20 protein-coding genes are annotated in these 23,692 nt (G+C 54.1%); 9 read left to right on the top strand and 11 right to left on the bottom strand.

What is annotated here, in order from left to right:
• Window positions 1–13: 13 nt before the first annotated feature.
• From HOY33_RS15440 to HOY33_RS15425, 4 genes are all read right to left on the bottom strand, one after another.
• The gene (locus tag HOY33_RS15440) at window positions 14–1,159 is read right to left on the bottom strand and encodes an iron-containing alcohol dehydrogenase (RefSeq protein ID WP_172291030.1); all 1,146 of its coding nucleotides are present in this window, start codon (window positions 1,157–1,159) and stop codon (window positions 14–16) included.
• 574 nt (window positions 1,160–1,733) lie between these two features.
• Window positions 1,734–3,803, bottom strand: coding sequence for a glycine--tRNA ligase subunit beta (gene glyS / locus HOY33_RS15435; RefSeq protein ID WP_172291029.1), 2,070 nt, complete (start codon window positions 3,801–3,803; stop codon window positions 1,734–1,736).
• Window positions 3,804–3,812: 9 nt separating this feature from the next.
• A complete protein-coding gene (gene glyQ / locus HOY33_RS15430; RefSeq protein ID WP_172291028.1) occupies window positions 3,813–4,742 on the bottom strand; it encodes a glycine--tRNA ligase subunit alpha in 930 nt (309 codons plus the stop codon).
• 153 nt (window positions 4,743–4,895) lie between these two features.
• Window positions 4,896–5,702, bottom strand: coding sequence for a sulfite exporter TauE/SafE family protein (locus tag HOY33_RS15425; protein WP_172291027.1), 807 nt, complete (start codon window positions 5,700–5,702; stop codon window positions 4,896–4,898).
• A 216-nt stretch (window positions 5,703–5,918) separates the two neighbouring features.
• Between HOY33_RS15425 and HOY33_RS15420 the strand changes: the two genes are divergently transcribed.
• The 3 genes from HOY33_RS15420 (at window position 5,919) to ghrB (ending at window position 8,877) form a co-directional block, all read left to right on the top strand.
• The gene (locus HOY33_RS15420) at window positions 5,919–6,482 is read left to right on the top strand and encodes a DNA-3-methyladenine glycosylase I (RefSeq protein WP_172291026.1); all 564 of its coding nucleotides are present in this window, start codon (window positions 5,919–5,921) and stop codon (window positions 6,480–6,482) included.
• Window positions 6,483–6,765: 283 nt separating this feature from the next.
• Window positions 6,766–7,800, top strand: a complete 1,035-nt coding sequence (locus HOY33_RS15415; protein WP_172291025.1) for an ADP-ribosylglycohydrolase family protein — start codon at window positions 6,766–6,768, stop codon at window positions 7,798–7,800.
• Between the two features lie 114 nt (window positions 7,801–7,914).
• Window positions 7,915–8,877, top strand: coding sequence for a glyoxylate/hydroxypyruvate reductase GhrB (ghrB, locus tag HOY33_RS15410; RefSeq protein ID WP_172291024.1), 963 nt, complete (start codon window positions 7,915–7,917; stop codon window positions 8,875–8,877).
• A gap of 63 nt (window positions 8,878–8,940) precedes the next feature.
• Here ghrB and HOY33_RS15405 read toward each other — a convergent pair whose 3' ends face one another.
• Complete coding sequence (locus HOY33_RS15405; protein WP_172291023.1) at window positions 8,941–10,149, bottom strand: aldose 1-epimerase family protein; 1,209 nt, start codon at window positions 10,147–10,149, stop codon at window positions 8,941–8,943.
• Between the two features lie 393 nt (window positions 10,150–10,542).
• On the opposite strand from HOY33_RS15405, the gene HOY33_RS15400 reads away from it, so the two are divergent.
• Window positions 10,543–11,799, top strand: a complete 1,257-nt coding sequence (locus HOY33_RS15400; RefSeq protein WP_172291022.1) for a valine--pyruvate transaminase — start codon at window positions 10,543–10,545, stop codon at window positions 11,797–11,799.
• Window positions 11,800–11,837: 38 nt separating this feature from the next.
• Here HOY33_RS15400 and HOY33_RS15395 read toward each other — a convergent pair whose 3' ends face one another.
• On the bottom strand, window positions 11,838–12,770 hold the full coding sequence (locus HOY33_RS15395; RefSeq protein ID WP_172291021.1) for a LysR family transcriptional regulator ArgP: 933 nt from the start codon (window positions 12,768–12,770) through the stop codon (window positions 11,838–11,840).
• Window positions 12,771–12,985: 215 nt separating this feature from the next.
• Between HOY33_RS15395 and argG the strand changes: the two genes are divergently transcribed.
• The 5 genes from argG to HOY33_RS15370 are packed head-to-tail and all read left to right on the top strand — an operon-like array spanning window position 12,986 to window position 17,665.
• Entirely contained in the window at window positions 12,986–14,221 is a 1,236-nt protein-coding gene (argG, locus tag HOY33_RS15390; RefSeq protein ID WP_172291020.1) for an argininosuccinate synthase, read from the top strand.
• 9 nt (window positions 14,222–14,230) lie between these two features.
• Complete coding sequence (locus HOY33_RS15385) at window positions 14,231–14,827, top strand: formyltransferase family protein (protein ID WP_172291019.1); 597 nt, start codon at window positions 14,231–14,233, stop codon at window positions 14,825–14,827.
• Complete coding sequence (gene argH, locus HOY33_RS15380; protein ID WP_172291018.1) at window positions 14,827–16,308, top strand: argininosuccinate lyase; 1,482 nt, start codon at window positions 14,827–14,829, stop codon at window positions 16,306–16,308. Before HOY33_RS15385 ends, argH begins: the two co-directional genes overlap by 1 nt.
• Window positions 16,283–17,014: a B3/4 domain-containing protein gene (locus HOY33_RS15375; RefSeq protein ID WP_172291017.1), complete on the top strand. Its 732-nt coding sequence runs from the start codon at window positions 16,283–16,285 to the stop codon at window positions 17,012–17,014. Before argH ends, HOY33_RS15375 begins: the two co-directional genes overlap by 26 nt.
• Window positions 17,015–17,665: a LysE/ArgO family amino acid transporter gene (locus HOY33_RS15370; RefSeq protein WP_172291016.1), complete on the top strand. Its 651-nt coding sequence runs from the start codon at window positions 17,015–17,017 to the stop codon at window positions 17,663–17,665.
• Window positions 17,666–17,817: 152 nt separating this feature from the next.
• On the opposite strand, the gene dppF is transcribed toward HOY33_RS15370, so the two are convergent.
• From dppF to dppA, 5 genes are all read right to left on the bottom strand, one after another.
• A complete protein-coding gene (dppF, locus tag HOY33_RS15365) occupies window positions 17,818–18,837 on the bottom strand; it encodes a dipeptide ABC transporter ATP-binding subunit DppF (RefSeq protein WP_172291015.1) in 1,020 nt (339 codons plus the stop codon).
• Entirely contained in the window at window positions 18,834–19,814 is a 981-nt protein-coding gene (gene dppD, locus HOY33_RS15360) for a dipeptide ABC transporter ATP-binding protein (RefSeq protein WP_172291014.1), read from the bottom strand. Before dppD ends, dppF begins: the two co-directional genes overlap by 4 nt.
• 13 nt (window positions 19,815–19,827) lie before the next feature.
• Window positions 19,828–20,730 (bottom strand): dipeptide ABC transporter permease DppC, encoded by a 903-nt coding sequence (gene dppC / locus HOY33_RS15355; RefSeq protein ID WP_172291013.1) that lies wholly within the window; start codon window positions 20,728–20,730, stop codon window positions 19,828–19,830.
• Between the two features lie 13 nt (window positions 20,731–20,743).
• Window positions 20,744–21,763, bottom strand: coding sequence for a dipeptide ABC transporter permease DppB (gene dppB / locus HOY33_RS15350; RefSeq protein ID WP_172291012.1), 1,020 nt, complete (start codon window positions 21,761–21,763; stop codon window positions 20,744–20,746).
• Window positions 21,764–21,997: 234 nt separating this feature from the next.
• Window positions 21,998–23,605, bottom strand: a complete 1,608-nt coding sequence (gene dppA, locus HOY33_RS15345) for a dipeptide ABC transporter periplasmic-binding protein DppA (protein WP_172291011.1) — start codon at window positions 23,603–23,605, stop codon at window positions 21,998–22,000.
• Window positions 23,606–23,692 lie beyond the last annotated feature (87 nt).

The raw sequence follows: 23,692 nt of genomic DNA, 5'->3' as shown, positions 1-23,692 counted from the left end.
CCGCTGAAAAGGATTAATGCCCGTAATACGCCACGGTGTACAGCTCTTTCATGTCTTCCACTTTTGGGTTGCCGGGGTTGGTCAGCGTACAGGGATCGGCCAGCGCGTTGTGACTCATGCGATCGAGTACCTTCACGAATTTCTCTTCAGCGAAATCCACTTCATCGCACGTATTCAGCGTATCGGGAATATTCAACCGATGGTTCAGATCCCGAATGGCGCTCGCCAGATCGATAATGCCGAAACGCTTTTCAACCAGCTGATATTTATTAGTCCAGTGGCGGTTATACTGGATCACGTAAGGCAGCAGAATCGCATTAGCCAACCCATGCGTCACGCCGAACTCACCGCCGAGCTTATGCGCCAGCGAATGGATAATCCCCAGCGATGCATTGGTAAAAGCAATTCCCGCCAGCGCAGAGGCATTGTGCATGTGATAACGCGCCTGCATGTTGTCCGGCGAAAGGTAAGCCGTTTCCAGATTCTCAAACACCAGCCGAATGGCCTCCAGCGCGTAGGGGTCGGTGAATGAGGTCGCGGCGGTGGACACATACGCTTCCAGCGCGTGGGTCAACACATCCATCCCCGAATAGGCGGTAATGTGTGGCGGACAGGTAGCCGGAATGGCCGGATCGAGGATGGCGATATCCGGCACCATATCCGCCGCAACGATAGGATATTTAATATGGCTTGCGGTATCGGTGATCACCGAAAAGGCGGTAATTTCCGAGGCGGAACCGCTGGTGGAAGGAATGGCGACGAACTTTGCCTTGTTGCGCAGCGACGGCATCGCGCCAACGGGCAGAATGTCCTCCAGCGTAAGATGCGGGTGCTCGTAGAAGCACCACATGACTTTCGCCGCATCAATCGCAGACCCGCCGCCAATCGCCACAATCCAGTCCGGCTCGAATTCAAGCATCGCTTTCGCGCCGCGCTGTACCGTCTCCACCGAGGGATTAGGTTCGACATTATCGATCAGCAGGCAATCCATTCCCGCCTGCCTGAGCAGTTGCTCGGTTTTTGCCAGAAAGCCATGCCTTTTCATGGAATTGCCGCCGGTCACGATAGCCGCTCGGCGACCCCGCAGGGTTGCCAGCCGATCCATCGCATTTTCACCATAGGTGATATCCCGTGGAATAGAAAAATTAAGCGCACTCATAATAATCTCCTGCAATTAATAATAAACTATAGAAATAGTGTTACAGCAGACTGAGAGCAACGACGTTATCGGCAGTTCAGAATACCCCGGTATATTATTTGTTGTTTCTACCCAATTCCGACCAATAACAAGACCATCCATTCTGCCTTGAAATTAATAAAAAACACGGTGTTATTTATTTCAACGATACTTCATCGCGTAATGATTGCGATCAGAAATTTTTCCCAGTATAGGCGCGACACTGGGTAAGAATTGTGATCTTTATTCTATTTCACAAAAAATGAAATAATATGAAAACCACAATAAAATCGAGGAAAAACTTAACGTTAACAATATAATGGAGAGGAATAAAAATAATTATTATTATGTTGTAAAAATGAAATATTAATTAATATTCTACGTTAATAGAATGATATTTAATTTACATCAGTAATGAATACGCCATTATTGCGGGGAAGGAAATAGACTATCCAGATACCAAATAAAATATTCCCAAGGTGGTCAAAACGTTATTAACCAGCCCTGGGTTAAACATGATGCTCCCCCTCAGCATGAAGAGGGAGCACAAAGCACGCTACTGCAACAGCGAAATATCGGCGACTTGCAGGAACAGTTCACGCAGCTTGTTGAGCAGCGTCAGACGATTGATACGCACCGGTTCATCATCCGTCATCACCATTACCTGCTCGAAGAACGCATCGACAGGTTCGCGCAGCGAAGCCAGTTCCGCCAACGCTTCCTGATAACGACCTGCGGCAAACAGCGGCTCCAGCTTGTCAGACAGCACCACGACATGCGTCGCCAGCGTGATTTCCGCCGCGTCTTTCAATACCGACGCATCAACATTCGCTTTTAGCGTATCGCTGGATTTCGCCAGGATGTTGGATACGCGCTTGTTTGCCGCGGCCAGCGCGGCGGCGGCCTCCAGCGTACGGAAATGAGTGACCGCTTTCACCCGGGCATCGAAATCGGCCGGACGCGTCGGGCGACGCGCCAGCACGGCCTGAATGGTATCCACGCTGTGGCCTTCTTCCTGATACCAGGCGCGGAAACGACCGAGCATAAACTCAATCACCTCATCCACCGCCTTGGCATTGGTCAGCTTGTCGCCGTACAGGCGCACCGCCTCTTCCGTCAGGGTCTGCAAATCGAGCGGCAAATGCTTCTCGACGATAATACGCAGCACGCCCAGCGCCGCACGACGCAGCGCAAACGGGTCTTTATCCCCTTTCGGATGCTGACCGATGCCAAAAATCCCGGCCAGCGTATCCATTTTATCGGCAATCGCCAACGCACAGGCAACCGGGGAAGACGGCAGATCGTCGCCGGCAAAACGCGGCTGATACTGTTCGTTCAGCGCGACGGCCACATCTTCCGCCTCGCCATCGTGGCGCGCATAGTGCATTCCCATCACGCCCTGCGTGTCGGTGAATTCAAACACCATGTTGGTCATCAGGTCGCACTTGGACAGCAGACCGGCGCGGGTCGCGTGGTTCACGTCCGCGCCGATCTGAGCGGCAACCCAGCCCGCCAGCGCCTGAATGCGATCGGTTTTGTCACGCAGCGAACCCAGCTGTTGCTGGAACAGCACGGTTTCCAGACGCGGCAGATGATCTTCCAGCCGTTTTTTACGGTCGGTGTTGAAAAAGAATTCGGCGTCAGCCAGACGCGGACGCACCACTTTTTCATTACCGGAAATAATCTGCTGCGGATCTTTGGATTCGATGTTGGCGACAAAAATAAAGTTCGGCAGCAGCTTGCCGTCGTTGTCGTACACCGGGAAGTATTTCTGGTCGCCCTTCATGGTGTAAACCAGCGCTTCGGACGGCACCGCGAGGAATTTCTCTTCAAACTTCGCCGTCAGCACCACCGGCCATTCCACCAGCGAAGCGACCTCTTCCAACAGGCTGTCGCTCAGATCGGCGTTACCGCCAATTTTACGCGCCGCGTCTTCGGCATCGGCTTTGATTTTGGCTTTACGTTGGTCGTAATCCGCCATGACCTTACCGCGATCCAGCAGGATTTTAGGGTACTGATCGGCATTATCGATGGTGAATTCCGCTTCACCCATAAAACGGTGGCCACGCAGGGTGCGTGCGGCGTCGATACCCAGCACGGTCGCCGGGATCAGTTCATCGTCCAGCAGCAGCGTCACGGTATGCACCGGACGCACAAACTGGGTGTCTTTATCGCCCCAGCGCATCAATTTCGGGATCGGCAGTTTAGCCAGCGCCGCGCTCACCATCCCCGCCAGCAGCGCCTGAGCCTGCTCGCCTTTAACCTGCGCGCGGTATAACAACCACTCGCCTTTGTCGGTCGTCAGGCGCTCCGCCTGATCGACGGTGATGCCGCAGCCGCGCGCCCAGCCTTCGGCCGCTTTGGTCGGCTTGCCGTCGGCGCCGAATGCCTGGGCGATCGCCGGGCCGCGTTTTTCTATTTCACGATCCGGCTGCGCGGCGCTCAAGCGGGCGACTTTCAGCGCCAGACGACGCGGCGCGGCGAACCAGCTTACTTCGCCGTGCGCCAGACCGGCGGCATCCAGCTCGGCGGTAAAGTTTGCGGCAAAAGATTCCGCCAGATTGCGGAGAGCCTTCGGCGGCAGCTCTTCCGTGCCGATTTCCACCAGAAAAGTCTTGTCAGTCATGGCTGCCTCTTAGCTCTCTTTCTTATTGCACATGTTCTTGTTACACATAGGGAAGCCCAACGCCTCGCGGGAGGCATAATAGGCTTCCGCTACCGCTTTGGTCAGCGTACGAATGCGCAGGATATAGCGCTGACGCTCGGTAACAGAAATCGCTTTGCGCGCATCCAGCAGGTTAAAACTGTGCGCCGCTTTCAAAATGCGTTCGTAAGCCGGTAAGGGCAGCGGTTTTTCCAGCGCCAGCAGGTGCTGCGCTTCTTTTTCATACTGCTCAAAGCAGCTGAACAGGAAATCGACATCGGCGTGTTCGAAGTTATAGGTCGATTGCTCGACTTCATTCTGATGGAACACATCGCCGTAGGTGGTTTTACCCAACGGGCCGTCGCTCCAGACCAGATCGTAAACGCTGTCCACGCCCTGGATGTACATCGCCAGACGTTCCAGGCCGTAGGTAATCTCACCGGTAACCGGTTTGCACTCCAGTCCGCCGACCTGCTGGAAGTAGGTGAACTGGGTGACTTCCATACCGTTCAGCCACACTTCCCAACCCAAGCCCCAGGCGCCCAGCGTCGGGTTTTCCCAGTTGTCTTCCACGAAACGGATATCGTGGATAGTCGGATCCATACCCAGCTCTTGCAATGAACCGAGGTAAAGTTCCTGAATGTTATCGGGTGAGGGTTTAATCACCACCTGAAACTGGTAGTAGTGTTGCAGGCGGTTAGGATTTTCGCCGTAGCGGCCGTCTGTCGGACGGCGGGACGGCTGCACATAGGCGGTCGCCATCGGCTCCGGGCCGAGCGCCCGCAGACAGGTCATCGGATGTGAGGTGCCGGCGCCGACTTCCATGTCCAACGGTTGAACAATGGTGCAGCCCTGACGCGCCCAATAATCCTGTAACGTCAGGATCAGGCCCTGAAAGGTCTTGGTATCAAACTTTTGCATGTTGGATTCGCAGCGATACAAGTGGATTTACAATGAATGCGCCAGTATACCCTCTGAGTGCAAGATATACAGCCAGAATGCGGCAACAAGTGCATATCGGCGGCGATTTTTCATGCGGGCGGCGTCTGCCCGCATCCCTTCGCCGGCAGAGAATTAGCCGGTAAACACCGTTTGCAGCATCTTCAGACTGAGCAACAGCAGCAGCGCGGCAAACGCCTTCTTCAATGTCGCCACCGGCAGACGGTGCGCCAGACGCGCTCCGACCGGCGCGGTGAAGTAGCTCACCACGGAGATTAACAACACCGCCGGGAGCGAAACATAACCCAGGGTATAGTCCGGCAAACCGCTCGCCGACCAGCCGTTGATCATGTATCCCAGCGCCCCGGCCAGCGCGATAGGCAACCCGACCGCCGCCGATGTGCCGATCGCCTGCTGAATACGCACGTTACACCAGGTGAGAAACGGCACCGTCAGCGATCCGCCGCCAATCGCCACCAGGGCGGAAATACCGCCAATCACCAGTCCCGCCAGCGAAATGCCCGCCGTGCCGGGTAATTGACGCTGCGGTTTAGGCTTGATATTCAGCACCATTTGCAGCGCGACATAAGCCATAAAACAGGAAAAGAAGATCGCCAGCGTTCGCGTCGGCAGCAGCGTCGCCAGCCAGGTGGCGGCAAACGTGCCAATCAGTATCGCCGGGGTAATCCGCCATACGACCGGCCATAAAACCGCCTGATGCTGATGGTGCGTGCGCAGGCTGGAGATCGCCGTAATCACAATCGCCGCCATTGACGTTCCCAGCGCCACATGCACCAAATGCTCATTCTGCACGCCCTGTGCGGCAAACAATGCGGTCAGAATCGGCACCATAATGCCGCCGCCGCCGATCCCCAATAGCCCCGCCATAAAACCCACTACCGCGCCTAACGCCAGATAGGCCAGAATCCACTCAACCGCCATTCCCGTTCCCCAATCAGTCACTCGTTATCGTTTTTTATTCAGACAGCTTAATGGTCAGCATCATGATATCTGTGAGCCATGACACAAAAAGCTGGTTGCATATACAGTACTTGAAATGCAATGATCGCATTATATTGTCAGCGGCATTGCTATCAATACCAACAACCGTATCGAATAACAACCTGCCGACAGACCATTTCATGACAGGAAAATAAAATGAATCGTTGTGGCTGGGTGACCCAGGATGCGCTCTATCAGGCGTATCACGATAATGAATGGGGAAAACCCTGTACGGATAGTCAAAAACTGTTTGAGCTGCTTTGCCTTGAAGGCCAGCAGGCCGGGCTGTCATGGATTACCGTACTGAAAAAACGTGAAAACTATCGCCGTTGCTTCCGTCAGTTTGATCCCGGGCAGATTGCGCAAATGACCCAGGAGGATGTGGATAAACTGATGCAGGACAGCGGCATCATCCGCCATCGTGGAAAAATAACCGCCATTATCACCAACGCCCGCGCCTGGCTGGAGATGGAAAATCAGGGCGAAAGTTTTTCCCGTTTCATCTGGTCATTCGTCGACCATCAGCCGCAGCTTAACCGTCCGACGTCGCTTGCCGATGTGCCGGCTAAAACGGCTATTTCGGACGCCATGTCAAAGGCGTTGAAAAAGCGCGGCTTCAAGTTTATCGGCTCGACCATCTGTTACGCCTTTATGCAGGCCGGCGGGTTGGTGAACGACCATACCATCGACTGTTTCCGTCGTCAGGAAACGGAAACGTGATCCGCGCGCATCAGCCGCAGGATCCGGCCCCGCGGCTGTCGCCAGATTAAATAAACCCTCACATTCCGCCCAACTAATCTACTGTAAAGGTACTATCTTAATTCTATCTGGTGTTACGCTGTGCAGTAACGTTTTCCTGCTTTCTTGTTTAATCACGGCGTGAACATTGATCAGAGGAAATTCATTGCCGAAATCAATCATTAACCACGAAAAAGCCAGTCGGACGGCCTCTCTTAATAACCATCATGGACAGGGGATTATCCAAGTTCGTTAAGGATGTACCATGCCATCAAATAAGCAGAACCGTATTAATGGCGCGTTATATGGTCAGATGTTGGGCGATGCGATGGGAATGCCGTCGGAATTGTGGCCGCGTACACGGATTAAAAACCATTTTGGCTGGATTGATCGTTTCCTGCCCGGCCCGGCGAATAATAGCGCCGCCCGTTATTTTCAGGCCGCGCAATATACCGACGACACGGCAATGGCTATCGCGCTGGCGGATGCCCTTATCGAATGTGAAGGCCGCATCGACCCAACGGCGATAGGCGAGCATCTTCTGAAGTGGGCGTTGTCGTTCGGCGCATTTGAGAAAAATATCCTCGGCCCCGCATCAAAAGCGGCGTTAACCGCGCTACGGCAGGGAGTCGACATTCACGAGTTGGAAAACAACGGCATCACCAATGGCGCGGCGATGCGAATTTCCCCGTTAGGTTGCCTGCTGCCTCCCCGTTCACTGAATGATTTCATCAATAACGTCGCGCTCGCTTCCAGCGTAACGCATAAATCCGATATTGCCGTCGCCGGCGCCGTGGCGATCGCCTGGGCCATATCCAGAGCGATTGAAGGTACGTCCACCTGGAACGGGATCTGCAATGAACTGCCGGCTGTCGCCCAGGCGGCGCAGAACAGAAGGATTACCACCTACAGCGCATCCCTGGCCTGCCGTATCGAACTGGCTTTAGAGACCGTCAAACGCGCCGGCGGCGCAGAACGCGCGATGACGCAGATTTATAATCTGATTGGCGCCGGTACGGACATGATTGAATCGGTGCCGGCGACGATTGCCATGGTTGAACTGGCGCAAACCGACCCCAACCGCTGCGCCATTCTGTGCGCCAACCTGGGAGGCGATACCGCTGCCATCGGGGCAATGGCGACGGCAATCTGCGGGGCGCTGAATGGCGTAACCAGTATCGCGCCTCACTTTAAACAACAGCTGGATGAGGTAAACAGGCTCGATATTGACTACTACGGACGCGAACTTCTGCGATTGCGCATTCTGTGGGAACAGGTCTCCCGGCGATTGCCGGCGTGATCCTGCAATACTTTTCCTGCTAATCTTTTTCATCATGCATACTGTGTGATGTGGCTTGGCGATGATTCCAACAGCTATTTCTGCGTTAACCTCTCTCAATTGCCGGAGTTTGCGATGAAACCTAGCGTTATTCTGTATAAAAAGATCCCTGACGATTTGCGTGCCCGTTTAGATCAACACTTCACCGTCACTGAATTTGACGACTTGCCGCCCGAGAACCATCCGGCGCTGGCGCAGGCCGAAGGCCTCCTCGGCGCCGGCGGCAACGTAGATAAAGCATTTCTGCAACACACGCCGCGCCTGCGCGCCGCTTCCACCATTTCCGTCGGTTATGACACCTTTGATGTGGATGCCCTCAACGAAAAAGGCGTTATTCTCATGCACACCCCAACGGTGTTAACTGAAACCGTGGCGGATACCGTGCTGGCGCTGATGCTGACCAGCGCCCGCCGGGTTGTTGAAGTGGCCGAACGGGTAAAAGCGGGTGAGTGGCAGAGCGGCATCGGCAGCGACTGGTTCGGTACGGACGTCCATCATAAAACCATCGGCATTCTCGGTATGGGCCGCATCGGGCTGGCGGTGGCGCAACGCGCTCACTTTGGATTCAGCATGCCGGTGCTGTACAACGCGCGCCGCCGCCATACGGAAGCCGAAGAGCGCTTTGACGCGCGCTATTGCGAGCTGGATACGCTGCTGGCTGAAGCGGATTTTCTGTGTATCACCCTTCCGCTGACCGCCGAAACGCACCATCTTATCGGTCGTGAACAATTGGCAAAAATGAAGCCCAGCGCCATCCTGATTAATATTGGTCGCGGAGCGGTGGTGGACGAAGACGCGCTGATCGACGCCCTTGCCAACGGCGCCATCCACGCGGCCGGCCTGGATGTTTTCGTTAAAGAACCTCTGCCTGTTGACTCTCCGCTGCTAAGCCTGCCAAACGTGGTGGCGCTACCCCACATCGGTTCGGCAACGCATGAAACCCGTTATGCCATGGCAGCCTGCGCCGTGGATAACCTGATCGCCGCACTGAGCGGCCGGGTAAAAGAGAACTGCGTTAACCCGCAGGTGCTGAAATAGGTTCAGCCCACCGCGAACAAGGCGGCTGACGCCGCCTTGTTCAAGAAGCCGCTATCGTAGCGATCACTCAACCGCGATCGGTTTCTCCGTCAGCGTGGTTTTATTTTCGCCCTGAATCGCTTTCACCCGTTGCTCCGTTTTCTGTACCGCATCCGCGCTGCTCAGCAAACTGTATGTCAGTTCAAAGACAGTGCTCTGACCCGGTTGCAGCTGTTTTACCCGCCCCTGTTCGCGCTCAATGGTAACCGGATACGCATAACTGGTGCCGGGTTCAATACCGGTAACGTAGCCCTGTTTTTCCGTATCGGTGTTTTTCCATAACGTCAGCAACGGCAGTTGATGAGTATCAAATTCAATCGATACCCCTTTATCACCGGCGCGATTGACCAACGCCGCCAACGTTTTCCCCTGTTGATCCGCATACGGCGTCAGGTTGAAGACCATTTCGTCAAAGTCTTTGGTGGGGCCTTGATAGGTTTGCCACTCTTTCAGACCGGCTTTGGCATAGTCGTTAAACGGTGAAATATCCTTTACCGGCGCAATAAAACGCGCGCCCTGTTCCAGGATCGGCGTACCGAAGTTGCTGTGATAAATAATCTGATAATCACGGGCATAATCGGCTTTGTTGGTCAGCACATCATGAACGGTAAAGGATTCGCTGCCGGGGATGTAACGCAGTTCCGTCCAGGTTTCCAGATTCGATTTCTTGAAGCTGTTCTCTTTCAGCAGACCGCGGACGGTGATCTGATAAGGCGCTTTCTCGCTGACGTCGACCACCACTTTCGAGGCTGGCGTGTTCCCGGCGCGCCCATGCAGGGTATACAGCATTCCGTCGCTGACCACCGGGTGCCCGGTCCACTCAAAACCACAGCGCACCATCATTTCATTGAAACCTTCCAGCCACCCCACCCCATTACGGCTTTCCAGGTTGATCGTATTCGGATTCACCACCTCATTAACCGGAGAATCCCACCCTAAACGGATGTTTTTGCCCGTGACGTGCAGCAAATCCATGCCGCGGGTCGGACTAAGCACAATTTTCAGCCCATTCTGACTGTTGATGGTGATGATTTTACTGCCTTCCTGACGCCCGCCGCGCAGCACGCTTTGCTCAATGCTGAAGTGCTGATCCTTAATCTTCATCGCGTCGCTGCTAATCTGCCAATTCCCTTTCTCCACGCTGCCTTCAGCATCCGTCAGCACAAATGTCTGAGCCGATAATTGCCATGAAGCCAGCGCTAATGAAATTCCCATTACCAGTAATTTTTTCATTTCATTTTTCCTTTTTGCTGAATTGATTTAGCCCAATACGCTGCCAAGACTACAAATCAGCTGAATTTCAGAATGTGATACTTATCACCAGTTCAATAAATAGCGTTTTACCAGTGAATTTCTTCTATGGAGATCACAATAACGTTAGAAACATTAATGCTTATTACAAAATAATAGCGTACAGATCGGTTAAAGCTGATATCGATTCAGCCTGAATCAAAAAACAACCCGTCGCTTGATGGTAATACGCTTTAGGTTATCAGTACTTTATGCTGAAAAATAAAGCCAGATCAGAACAATACAACAACCGTTTGATTTTCCGCCGCATTGCACCACGGTAACGCAAGCGTTATGGTTGCCGTCCACCCATGTATTACCGTTGATTAACAAACTATGAACTTTTCTCTTTTCGGCAACAAATTCACCCGTCATGCAGGCATCACCCAGTTAATGGATGATTTGAACGAGGGACTCCGTACGCCAGGGGCAATCATGTTGGGGGGCGGTAATCCGGCGCATATTCCGGCGATGGATAGCTATTTTCAACAGCTCTGTCAGGACATGCTGGAACAGGGGAAATTAACCGACGCCTTATGTAATTACGATGGCCCGCAGGGTAAAGACATTCTGCTCGGTTCACTCGCCGATCTGCTGCGCGATGAATTAGGTTGGCAGATTGGACCACAGAATATTGCACTGACAAATGGCAGTCAGAGTGCATTTTTCTACTTATTCAATCTGTTTGCCGGCCGACATGCCGACGGCAGCCTACGCAAGGTGCTATTCCCGCTGGCGCCGGAATACATCGGTTACACGGATGCCGGACTGGATGAAAACATGTTTACCTCGGTTCGTCCGCAGATTGAACTGCTGCCGGAGGGACAGTTTAAATACCATGTCGACTTCGATCATCTGTCGATTACCGACGATATCGGGCTGATCTGCGTTTCCCGACCGACCAACCCGACCGGCAATGTGCTGACCGATGACGAGCTGATGCGTCTGGATATTCTGGCCCAGCAGCACGATATTCCGTTACTGATTGACAATGCCTACGGCGTCCCTTTCCCCGGTATTATTTTCAGTGAGGCCACGCCGCTGTGGAACCCGAACATTATTCTGTGCATGAGCCTGTCCAAGCTGGGGCTGCCCGGCTCACGCTGCGGCATCGTTATCGCGGACGAAAAGGTCATTTCCGCCATTGGCAATATGAACGGCATCATCAGCCTGTCGCCGGGAGCGATTGGTCCGGCGATGGCGCATGAAATGATCCAGCGCGGCGATTTGCTGCGGTTGTCCAATGAGGTCGTACGCCCGTTTTATCAACAGCGTGTGGCGGAAACCATCGCCACGATCCGTCGCTATCTGTCGCCGGAACAGTGTCTTATCCATAAGCCGGAGGGGGCGATTTTTCTGTGGTTATGGTTTAAGGATTTGCCCATCACCACCGAGGTGCTGTACCAGCGATTAAAGAAACGGGGGGTGCTGATGGTGCCCGGCCATTACTTCTTCCCGGGACAAGAGCAAACATGGCCGCATGCGCACCAGTGTCTACGCATGAACTACGTGCCGGACCCGGAGAGCATTGAGCGCGGCATCGCCATTCTGGCGGAGGAAGTCGTAAAAGCCTTGCAGGAGAACGGGCAGTAACGCTGCGCAATGTCGATCCCCGCTGAAAACCGATGGGTTTATATCCCGACCGCTGACGATAGGCCCTCATCAGGCAAAGGGGATCTTGCCAGATAACGGCAGGCTTCAGCCGTCAGGCAACGCGTGAGCCAATCGATGCACGGCGATTGCACTTTCCAGTGATGCCAATAGAGGTCAATATCGCTATAAGCGCCCGGCGAAATATCCACCAGCGCGCCGGTCGCCAGATTGTCGGCATACTGCAATTCCGAAATCATACCGTAGCCGAACCCCTGTTGCACCGCGATATAAAATGCGGCGGCAGACGGCACGCAGTGATATCGACACGCTTCCTGATTAACGGAAAACACCCGATTCAGGAAATCCGACTGTAGCTTGTCCTTATTGCCGACAATCATCAGCGGCGCCTTCTGTAGCGCCTCGCGGGTAACGCCGTGCGCGAACCAGCGTTGATAAAAATCGGGGTTGCACAGAAAACGATAGCGGATCGCACCAAGCGGCACCACGTCGCAACCGCGCATCGGCTTGGCGATAGAAGAGATAGCCGCAATCACATTGCCCTCCGCCAGCGATTTCAGCGTATAGTCCTGATCGTCCACGATGATATCCAATAAAATACTTTTCTTTTGAACAACCGGCTGAACGGCGGGTAAAAACCATGTGTCCAACGAATCCTGATTAATGGCGATGCGTATTTTGACCTTGGTGTTTTCTTTACCCAAAAATTCGGATTCAAATTCCTGATAAAGAAATTTCTGCCTGCGCAAATATTGAACCAGCTTCCTCCCTCCTTCAGTAGAAGCGCAAGGCTTGCCTCGAATGACCAAAGGTTTGCCGATAGCGCTTTCCAACGCTTTGATACGTTGCGATATCGCCGAGGTGGTCAGGTTCAGCCTCTTCGCCGCAAGTTCAAAGCTCCCGGTTTCAATCACCGCCATTAAGGCTTCCATTTTGCGAATATCAATGTTCACAAGCGCCCTTCAGCTTAAGAAAAATTAAACATACCGTAATGTTTCTTAACAGACTTGCTAGTGTAAAACAAGTTAATTAATCTCTCTCACGGCGTCAGTTTAAAGGAAAAGGTAATTAGACAACTAACTGAATAATAAAACTTTATTTTTTATTGCTCACAGGGAAAAGCACGTTCAGATAATGAACTGACACAATACGGAGATTAGGTAGAAACATGAATATAGGTGAACTTAAGGGTAAAACAGTGGCCTTTGCCGCTTCTGGTGGATTGGATAGCTGTACGATCACGCATTGGCTTGCCAACCAGGGGGTAAACGTCGTGTGCCTGACGGCGGATTTGGGGCAACCGGATGAAGATGATTTCGGCCAAATCGGAGAAAGGATGCTCGCTTCCGGCGCTAAGGAGTTCATCGCCGTTGATCTCAGACAAAAAATGGCGGAAATGGGACTGGAAGTCATTCAAACCGGCGCGAAATACGAAGGAAATTACTGGAATCTCACCGGCGCCGGGCGGCAGGTCATTATCAAGGGACTTTTGCCGAAGCTTAAAGAGCGCAACATTACGATATTCAGCCACGGCGCTACAGGCCGCGGCAACGATCAGGTCAGATTCCAGGTTATCGCCTCCCTGCTTGACCCAACCATGCAGTTTTATGCCGCCTGGCGTGACGCCGCCTTTCTCGATGCCTTTAAAGGACGGCGGGAAATGATCGACTACTGCCAACAGCATGCGATCCCTATCAAGGCCACGGCGGACAAACCCTATTCCACGGACGCCAACCTACTCGGTTTGACCCATGAGGGCGGCGCGCTGGAAAGTCTTGCCAACCGTATGGACTTCGTGGATCCAGGCTTGGGCTGCTGGCCGATCAACGCCGCCGCGCAGCCAGAGGAACTCCGTCTGACCTTTCTGGAGGGCAGGCCGGTGAAATTAAACGGTCAAACCCTCGCCTTAGTGGATATATTCGAAACGCTTAACGCCATCGGCGGCAAACACGGTGTCGGCATTGCCGAAAATCTGGTGGAAAACCGCTTCGTCGGCGTGAAATCGCGCGGCGTGTATGAATCTCCCGCGATGACCATTCTCGCTTACGCCTATCAGCAGTTGCTACAGCAGATCCTTGATAAACGCGCCCTCAGTTTTTACCGCAACACCGCCGACTATCTCGGTACGCAACTCTATCAGGGCTATTGGATCGATCTCGGCTCCCGCATGGCGCGCCACGCAATTCAGCAAGTCACCGCCCTGGTCAGCGGCGAAGTGACCTTCTCCCTCTATAAAGGCAATCTGTCTTATCTATCTACCCATAACGTAAAACACAGCCTCTACAGCAAAGACGGCTCAATGGAAAACGAGGGCAGTTTCGACCATCGGGATTCCGAGGGTTTGCTGAATATCCTGACGCTGAATACCCGGATAAGCGCTCTGGCCGGACAGATTAAGGAATAGAGGTGCATCATGAACAAAAAGAAAAACGACGGCGTGCTTTTTATCGGTGATTGTTCTTTCTGGTCGGAAACCGCCTGCGAATTCGTTTCTTCGCTTTTCAACCGGGTCACGCCTGTATTTTGGGAAAACGGTATGAAAAAAAACCCGATGGTTTCTACCTGGCGGGGTGACTGGATTATCTCTTTCAAGTCAGACCTTGTTCTGCCGGAACCTATTCTGGATCATGCCGCTAAAGGCGCCATCAACTTCCACCCATCCTCGCCTAAATATCGCGGACTCGGCGGATATCACTACGCTGTCGACAATCATGACGCCCGCTTTGGCGCGACCTGCCATTACATGGACAAGCATATCGATCACGGGCAGATCATCCAGACATCGGAATTTCGGCTTTCCCCCACGGAAACCCCTGAAATGCTGCGCAGCCGAACCGCGGCGTATTGCCTGACGCTGCTCTATGACGTTTGTATAAAAATTTATCACGACGAACCCCTGCCCCGTTCCGCAATACGCTGGGGCGACCGGTTGTTTACTCACCGGGAACTCGAAAACTACCTTACGCAATCCCGGAAGCCGACGATGAACGTCAAAACAGGAGCAAAGTAATGAGCAAAAAACTTTGGGGCGGATGTTTCAGCAAAGATATCACCGGCGAAGTGCTGCAATACACTTATACCACGGTCATCGACGAGCGACTGCTGCCTTTCGATATCCTCGGCAGCATGGCGCATGTGGCGATGCTGAAGGAATGTCAGATTGTCTCTTCGGAAACCGCAGGGAAAATCCTCGGCGCGCTGGTGAGTTTATACGAACAGCACCAGCGCGGTGAACTGAAATTGAATCCCGAATATGAAGACGTTCACCTGAATATTGAACAACTGGTGATACAAAAAATAGGACTGGATCATGGCGGCCAGATGCACAGCGCCCGTTCGCGCAACGACCAGGTCGTCCTTGATACGAGAATGTATTTGCGCGCGGAGTTGTTGCAGATACAAAAAACATTATGCGCGTTTGTCGCATCGTTACTCGATCTGTCAGAAAAAAACGCGGACAAATCCGCGTTGGGGTATACCCATCTCCAGCCGGCGCAGCCTATCAGCCTGGGGTTCTGGTACAGTTGCTACGCCAGCATGTTCCTACGCGATCTGGAGCGGTTAAGCCAGGCGCTGAACGTCACGAATTTAAACCCGCTCGGCGCTTGTGCTTTATCCGGCACCTCATTCCCCATCGATCGCTATATGACGACCGCGATGCTCGGCTTTGATCGTCCTCTGTTGCATAGTCTTGACGCCACCAGCAGCCGTGATTTCGTGCTTCAGTCAGCCTCGGCATTCGCCTTGCTGATGGGCAACTATTCACGTCTGGCGGAGGAAATCGTCATTTGGAGCAGCCACGAATTCCGTTTACTCAGCGTCGACGACTCATTCGCTACCGGCAGTTCCATTATGCCGCAGAAAAAAAATCCGGTTGTCGCCGAACTGGTGAAAGGCAAAGTCGGCCGCGTCTATGGCACGCTGATGCAATTACTGACCATGGTAAAAGGGGTCACGCTCGGCTACAACTGCGATCTTCAAGAAGATAAGCCCATGATGTGGGGGGCGATCGATGCGATTAAGGACACCACCACCATCCTTCATCACCACATTGAAAACTGCGAATATAACTCAGCCAGAGCAGAGGAACTCTGTTGGCAAAACTTTTCCACCGTGACCGAACTGGCCAATTTTCTGGTCAGTCAAAAAGGCATCCCTTTCCGCGAAGCCCATCGAATCACCGGTATGTTGACCAAGGCGCTGATCAACGCGCAAACCGACCTACGCAACACGGAAATGGTCTGCCATTTCTTCGAAACGCAAGGCATCCGGGTCGATAAGCAAGAAATTCTTGAATACGTCTCACCCGCGCATGTTATCAGGCGGCAGCGCAGCGACGGCTCAACCGGGCCGAACAAAGTGCGTCAGATGATCGACCACCTGCGTACCGAGCTTATTACGCATGAACAAGCCCTGGCGAAAACAGAGGAACAAATTAAACAGGCGGAACAGGAAACATTGAACCATGCCCGAAAATATGCCGACGTCTAAAACAACCCCATCGGCAGATCGGCGCAACGACATCCACCTTCCTACCGCGTTCGGTGCCATTGGCATCGACGCGGTGGTGGTCGCCGAACTGTATGACATTGACAATACGCAGCCGCTGCTCCCCGATATCGCACTAAGTTGCGAAGCCGCGGCGCGCAGCGTCTGCAACATGCCGGATGACGTTATCCGGGACAATACGATTCTTCAAGGCTACCGGGACATGATCCACAGGCGAGGGAGAAGCAATAAAAAATTCCCTCCCAGCGCGGAAGCCCTGATCGGCATCGTCAAACGAAAAGGGAAATTTCCCTCTATCAATACGCTTGTCGATATCTACAACCTTGCCGCACTGGAGCACTTTCTCTCTTTCGGCGTACATGACAGAGATTTGATCAAAGGTGATATCTGGTTTCGCTTCTCCGCCGGCGGGGAAGCGTTTATCCCGATCGGCGGCGGAAACAAGGCGACGGCGAAAGATGATTACGTATATGCCGATACCGAAAAGGTGCTGGCCTGGCTTGATTCAAGAGACAGCGATCTGGCAAAAGTTTCTCCGGCCACGAAAAGTGTTCTCATCGTGGTTCAGGGAAACGCGGCAACATCCATCGCGTACCGCACTCATGCGCTTAACGCATTGTGTCAGCGTATTGTGAGAAATTGCGGCGGCGAGTTCACCGTCTATACGATACCGGCCAAGGACAGTTAAGTGATAGACCTACTACATATTGCCAGGGCGTTTGCGCTCGGACTCAGTTTGATCGTCGCGATTGGCGCGCAAAATATCTACATCATTAAAACGGGTTTGCAAAATAAAAATGTTTTTCTTGCCGCGACGATAGCGGCAAGCTGTGACTGCGCACTCATTATTTTGGGAACCTTTTCCATGTCGGCGCTGATGACCATCGTGCCTGGCCTGATCATTATCGCAAAATGGATTGGCGTCTTGTTTTTGGTCTATTACGGTTTACTCTCTTTGATGAATGCTTTCTCCCGGCATCCCAAAGGTTGGGAAGCCGTGCTGTCCGATGTCAACAACTCAGAGAAAGCGCGCTATCTGAAACAACGCAGCGTGGTGATCCCGGCGCTGGCGTTTTCGCTTTTAAACCCGCACGTTTATCTCGACACCTTTTTTATTCTCGGCAATATCGGCTCCCGGCAACCTGATGATGCCAGGCTGAGCTTTATTATCGGCGCCAGCGCCGCCTCTTATATCTGGTTTTACGCGACGGGATACGCGGCCTACCGCGTTTCACGCTTTTTCGCCAATCCGCTTATGGTAAGAGGGCTTGATTTCGTTGTGGCCATCGCCATGTTCGCGATCGCCTATGGCTTGAGCCGCCTGGAAGCCCTGCCTTGATGCCGGCGTGTCGGCCCAATCAATCTGAAAACGATACCGTCTGGTTAAGACGGTATCAAATGACAAGCCCGTTCGGTCGGTAGCGATCGGCGATTTTGCCGACAAGCGCACGCCTCTCCGGCAAAAGCGAGACGTGCGTGAGAGGAAGCGAATCAATCAAGGTGGAGCGGCTTGTCCCCCGCTTCGTCCTGATCGACGGCAAAGCACGCCACCCTTTGATCGCCGTAGGTTTTCAACTGCGGCTGAAGCTGAGTACAGGTGCTGAAACAGCGCTGGCAGCGGGCGTTGAACGCGCAGCCCGGCGGCGGATTCAACGGGCTGGGCAGTTCGCCGACCAGTTTAATGCGCTCACGGCGTAAATCCGGGTTAAGCCGGGGCGTCGCCGACAACAGCGCCTGCGTGTACGGATGACGCGGATTATTGAAGATGGCCTCTTTGCTGCCTTTCTCCACGCAGCGCCCCAGATACATCACCATCACCTCGTCGGCGATATGCTCGACCACCGACAGGTCATGGGAGATGAACACGTAGGACAGCCCCATATCCTGCTGTAAGTCCATCATCAGGTTCAGCACCTGCGCCCGCACCGAAACATCCAGCGCAGACACCGGCTCATCGGCAATCACCACGTCCGGATCCAGCATCAGACCGCGGGCAATGGCGATACGCTGACGCTGCCCCCCGGAAAACATATGCGGATAGCGGTCGTAATGCTCAGTCTTCAGCCCCACCTTCGCCATCATCGCCAACGCCTTTTCACGACGCTCGGCTTTTGACAGTTGAGTATTGATCAGCAGCGGCTCTTCTAGGATCTGGCCGACCTTTTTACGCGGGTTGAGCGATCCGTAAGGATTCTGAAACACGATCTGGATCTTCTGACGACGCAGCTTCTCCGCCGTTTGATCCGGCTTCAGCAGATCCTGTCCCTGATAGTAAAGTTCGCCGCCGGAGGGGATTTCGATCATCGTCAGCAGGCGGCCGAGCGTCGACTTGCCGCAGCCGGACTCGCCGACCACCGCCAGCGTTTTTCCCCGTTCCAGGGTGAAAGAGACGCCGTCCAGCGCCTTGACCATTCTCTCCGGCGCGAAGAAGCCGGTTTTTACCGGATAATGCTTTTTCAAATCAATCGCATGCAGCAAATGCGCCGGCGATGTAAGGTTAGTTTGGTTCATAGGGTCGGCCTCCCCGCGTCATCCAGCGGCGTGTGACATTTAACCTGACGACCGGGTATCTCCCGCAGTGCCGGCTCTTCCCGGCGGCAACGGTCATGCGCATAGGGACAGCGCGGATTCAGCAGGCAACCGTCAGGACGGTCATATTTACCCGGCACCACGCCCGGCAGCGACGCCAGACGCGCCTTATCCGCCGCAAATTCCGGCAGGGCGCGCAGCAGCGCCTGCGTATAGGGATGGCGGGGCGCACGAAAAATATCCGTCGCCTTGCCCGACTCCACCACCTGCCCGGCGTACATCACGATGATCTGATGCGCCGCTTCCGCCACCAGCGCCAGATCGTGGGTGATCAGAATCAATGCCATGTTCTCGCGCTGCTGTAATTCAAGCAGCAGTTCGATAATCTGCGCCTGAATCGTCACATCCAGCGCGGTCGTCGGCTCATCGGCAATCAGCAGCTTCGGCCGACAGGCGATAGCCATGGCGATCATCACGCGCTGGCTCATCCCGCCCGAAAGCTGATGCGGATACACATCCAGCCGTGAATCCGGATCGGGAATGCCCACCAGCGTCAGCAAATCAACCGCCCGCTGGCGGCGGGTTCTGCGGTTGCCGCCTTGATGCACCTTAATGGCTTCCATAATCTGGAACCCCACGGTATAGCAGGGGTTGAGGCTGGTCATCGGATCCTGAAAAATCATCGCCACTTCCGCCCCGACCAACTGACGCCGTTCTTTCTCCGAGATACGCGTCAAATCACGCTGGTCGAACTCCAGCTTGTCGGCCATCACTTTACCGGGATAATCAATCAATCCCATGATCGCCAACGAACTGACCGATTTGCCGGAACCGGACTCACCCACGATCCCCACGACCTGCCCTTGTTCCACCCGGTAACTGATACGGTCGACCGCGCGAAACGGTACGTCCTCATCGCCAAAGTGAACCGACAGTTTATCTATATTAAGTAACGCCATCTCTCTACCTCGGTTACTGCTTGAGTTTGGGGTCGAGAGCATCACGCAAGCCGTCCCCCATCAGGTTAAATGCCAACACCGTCAGTAAAATCGCCACGCCGGGGAACGTCACCACCCACCAGGCGCTCTGCGCAAACTGCAAAACGTCGGAAAGCATGGTGCCCCACTCCGGCGTTGGCGGCTGAGCGCCCATACCGAGGAAACCCAAAGCAGCCATATCAAGAATGGCGTTAGAAAAACCCAGCGAAGCCTGCACGATCAACGGCGCCAGACAGTTGGGCAAAATATTGACGAACATTTGGCGCAGCGCGCCCGCGCCCGCCACCCGCGAAGCCGTCACATAGTCACGGTTCACTTCCACCAGCACGGCGGCGCGGGTTAAACGGACATAGTGCGGCAGCGCCACGAACGTCAGCGCCAGCGAGGCGTTGACAATCGACGGCCCGAAGACCGCCACCAGCACCAGCGCCAATAGCAGACTGGGCAACGCCAGCATAATGTCGACGACACGCATGATAATGGCATCCGCCACGCCGCCGAAGTAGCCCGCCAGCAGGCCGAAAATCACCCCCAGAACCAGCGACAGCGCCACCACCAGACATCCCACCAGCAGCGACAAACGCGCACCATACATCAGCCGGGACAGCACGTCGCGGCCGACATCGTCGGTGCCCAGAATAAACTTCCAGCTTCCCCCCTCCTGCCAGACCGGCGGATGAAGCAGCGCATCGCGAAACTGCTCGGCCGGCGCATGAGGGGCCAGTATGTTAGCGCCGACCGCAATAAGCAGCATCAGCACGACATAGATCATGCCGACCACAGCCCCTTTATTACGTTTGAAGTAATGCCAGAATTCCTGTAGCGGGGTCATCGGCTTAGGCGCGCTGTTTACAACAGGCTCAATAATTTGTGTCATCTCAGCCTCCCCCTTATTTCTTATGTCGGATGCGTGGATTGACGACGCCGTAGAGCACATCCACCAGCAGGTTAACCAGAATAATCATGGTCGCCACCAGCAGAACGCCCCCCTGCACCACCGGATAATCACGGCGCTGCAAGGCGTCGATCAGCCAGCGTCCCAGCCCCGGCCAGGAGAAGATGGTTTCCGTCAGGATGGCGCCGGCCAGCATCGTCCCGACCTGCAACCCGATAACCGTCACCACCGGCAGCATGGCGTTGCGCAACGCATGCACCACAATCACCCGCAGCCGGCTCAATCCTTTGGCGCGGGCGGTGCGGATATAGTCCTCGCCCAATACTTCCAGCATGGCGGAGCGCGTCATACGCACAATCACCGCCAGCGGGATGGTGCCCAGCACCACGGCGGGCAAGATCATGTGCTCCACCGCATCGATGAAGTCGCCGGACTCGCCCCAGAAAAAGGTATCGATCAGCATAAACCCGGTAAGCGGCAAGCTTTCATCGAGAAAAACCGTATCGCCGATGCGGCCGGATACCGGCGTCAGGTTAAGGTGAACCGACACCAGCATGATCAGCATCATGCCCCACCAGAAAATGGGCATGGAGTAACCCGTTAACGCCAGGCTGATGGAAGCGTGATCGAAGATGGAACCGCGTTTTACCGCGGCCAGTACGCCGACGGGAATACCTACGCTGATGGCGAATATCATCGCGCAGACGCCTAATTCCAGCGTGGCCTTAAAACGCGGAACGAATTCGTCCCAGACGGGGATGCGGCTCTTAAGGGAAATGCCCAAATCGCCATGTAATACGCCGCCAATGTAGTTGACGTATTGCTGCCACAGCGGCTTATCCAACCCCATTTCAGCCATCAGCTGCGCGTGGCGCTCGGCGGAAATTCCGCGTTCCCCGGCCATGATCATCACCGGGTCGCCAGGGATCATATGCACGAAAGCAAAAGTCAGTAGCGTAATGCCAATAAACGTTGGGATAACCAGCCCCAAACGCCGGAGTATGAACTGCAACATATCCCGAATTCTCTTAAATTTACCTGTCCGAGCGCTCATCGGCGACCGGACTTATGTATGCTCACAACAAAAAATCGCCGGGAGCGATCTTAAACGTCGCGTGCGACGGCCCGTAGGGTAACGGGCAAGGACACCCGTGATAAAATGGATAGGCTTAAAGCCCTGCCTCCACCGCATCGGCGACGACGCGACGGAGGCAGGGCTTAGCGTTTACCCATAAAATAACGGGTTGAATTAATCCAGCGACACGTTGTTGAAACTGTGTACGCCGCGCGGCTCGATAACATAGCCTTTCACGTTGTTGCGGATCGGCTCATACACGGTGGAGTGCGCCACAATCAATGCCGGCGCCTGATCGTGCATCACCACCTGCGACTGTTTGTACAGTTCGATACGTTTTTCATGATCGGAGGTGGTACGCGCCGGCTGGATCAGATCTTCAAACGGCTTATAGCACCATTTGGAGTAGTTCGAACCTTTTTCCGATGCGTCGCAGCTGAACAGCGTGGCGAAGAAGTTATCCGGATCGCCGTTGTCGCCGGTCCATCCCATCAGCACCGTCTGATGCTCGCCGTCTTTGGCGCGTTTGAGATACTCGCCCCATTCATAGGTGACAATCTTGGCCTGCACCCCGACTTTAGCCCAATCCGACTGAATCATTTCGGCCATCCGGCGCGCATTCGGGTTATAAGGACGCTGTACCGGCATCGCCCACAGGTCAATCGTGAAACCGTCCGCCCCCCCCGCTTCTTTCAGCAACGCTTTGGCTTTTTCCGGATCGTAGCTGTAGTCCTGAACGTCATCGTTATAGCCCCACATGGTCGGCGGGATCAGGTTTTTAGCCGCTTGCCCCGCGCCCTGATAGACCGCATCAATAATCGCGCTCTTATTCACCGCATAGGTCAGCGCCTGACGGACTTTCACATTATCCAGCGGCTTTTTCTGCACATTGAACGCCAGATAACCGACGTTAAGCCCCGGTTTTTCCAGCAGCGTAATATTTTTATCCTGCTTCATACGCGCCAGATCGGCCGGATTGGGGTACGGCATAATCTGACATTCATTTTTCTGGAGTTTGGCATAACGTACGGAAGCATCCGGGGTGATGGAGAACACCAGGCGGTCGATGCCCGGTTTTTTGCCCCAGAAGCCGTCAAACGCGGTGTACAGAATGCGGGAATCTTTCTGGTATTGCTGCAATTTGAACGGCCCGGTGCCGATCGGATTCAGGTCGATTTTCTCCGGCGAACCGGCTTTCAGCATGTTGTCGCCGTACTCCGCCGACATAATGGACGCGAAGTCCATCGCCAGGTCGGCCAGGAATGGGGCTTCCGAACGGGTCAGTTCGAAGCGAACGGTGTAATCGTCCACTTTTTCAATCTTGCTAATCAGATCCGGCATCCCCATGCCCTGATAGTACTCATAGCTGCCGCCGGAAACTTTATGGTAAGGGTGGTTCACATCCTGCTGACGCAGGAATGAGAACAGCACGTCATCGGCATTGAAATCACGTGACGGTTTAAAGTCTTTACTGTCCTGCCACTTCACCCCTTTACGCAGGTGAAAAGTGTAGGTTTTGCCATCTTCACTGATGTCCCATTTCTCCGCCAGACCCGGCTCGATATCCGTTGTCCCGCTTTTAAACTCGATTAAGCGGTTATAAATCGGAATAGAGCTGGCATCAAAGGTGGTGCCGGAAGTAAACAGCTGCGGGTTAAACCCTTCCGGGGAACCTTCTGAACAATAGACGAGCGTTTTAGCCTGTAATCCGGCCGCGACAGACATGGCCAGCAGACCAAGCCCCAGCGTCAGTACCCTTGATTTAGCCAAGGAATTTCCCATTATTTGTGCTCCACTATGGATGATGTTGTGTATTCATTCGGCCAGACCGGTATTTTTAACTGCAATGGCCCGTACCTTGCCCGAAGG

It is taken from the genome of Brenneria sp. hezel4-2-4 (assembly GCF_013155275.1).
Taxonomy (GTDB): Bacteria; Pseudomonadota; Gammaproteobacteria; order Enterobacterales; family Enterobacteriaceae; genus Brenneria.
This window is presented reverse-complemented; position numbering and strand designations above follow the sequence as displayed.

Coding starts and splice junctions, on each gene's coding strand:
- HOY33_RS15440 (WP_172291030.1), bottom strand. CDS start 1,159: ATGAGTGCGCTTAATTTTTCTATTCCACGGGATATCACCTATGGTGAA.
- glyS (WP_172291029.1), bottom strand. CDS start 3,803: ATGACTGACAAGACTTTTCTGGTGGAAATCGGCACGGAAGAGCTGCCG.
- glyQ (WP_172291028.1), bottom strand. CDS start 4,742: ATGCAAAAGTTTGATACCAAGACCTTTCAGGGCCTGATCCTGACGTTA.
- HOY33_RS15425 (WP_172291027.1), bottom strand. CDS start 5,702: ATGGCGGTTGAGTGGATTCTGGCCTATCTGGCGTTAGGCGCGGTAGTG.
- HOY33_RS15420 (WP_172291026.1), top strand. CDS start 5,919: ATGAATCGTTGTGGCTGGGTGACCCAGGATGCGCTCTATCAGGCGTAT.
- HOY33_RS15415 (WP_172291025.1), top strand. CDS start 6,766: ATGCCATCAAATAAGCAGAACCGTATTAATGGCGCGTTATATGGTCAG.
- ghrB (WP_172291024.1), top strand. CDS start 7,915: ATGAAACCTAGCGTTATTCTGTATAAAAAGATCCCTGACGATTTGCGT.
- HOY33_RS15405 (WP_172291023.1), bottom strand. CDS start 10,149: ATGAAAAAATTACTGGTAATGGGAATTTCATTAGCGCTGGCTTCATGG.
- HOY33_RS15400 (WP_172291022.1), top strand. CDS start 10,543: ATGAACTTTTCTCTTTTCGGCAACAAATTCACCCGTCATGCAGGCATC.
- argG (WP_172291020.1), top strand. CDS start 12,986: ATGAATATAGGTGAACTTAAGGGTAAAACAGTGGCCTTTGCCGCTTCT.
- HOY33_RS15385 (WP_172291019.1), top strand. CDS start 14,231: ATGAACAAAAAGAAAAACGACGGCGTGCTTTTTATCGGTGATTGTTCT.
- argH (WP_172291018.1), top strand. CDS start 14,827: ATGAGCAAAAAACTTTGGGGCGGATGTTTCAGCAAAGATATCACCGGC.
- HOY33_RS15375 (WP_172291017.1), top strand. CDS start 16,283: ATGCCCGAAAATATGCCGACGTCTAAAACAACCCCATCGGCAGATCGG.
- dppF (WP_172291015.1), bottom strand. CDS start 18,837: ATGAACCAAACTAACCTTACATCGCCGGCGCATTTGCTGCATGCGATT.
- dppD (WP_172291014.1), bottom strand. CDS start 19,814: ATGGCGTTACTTAATATAGATAAACTGTCGGTTCACTTTGGCGATGAG.
- dppC (WP_172291013.1), bottom strand. CDS start 20,730: ATGACACAAATTATTGAGCCTGTTGTAAACAGCGCGCCTAAGCCGATG.
- dppB (WP_172291012.1), bottom strand. CDS start 21,763: ATGTTGCAGTTCATACTCCGGCGTTTGGGGCTGGTTATCCCAACGTTT.
- dppA (WP_172291011.1), bottom strand. CDS start 23,605: ATGGGAAATTCCTTGGCTAAATCAAGGGTACTGACGCTGGGGCTTGGT.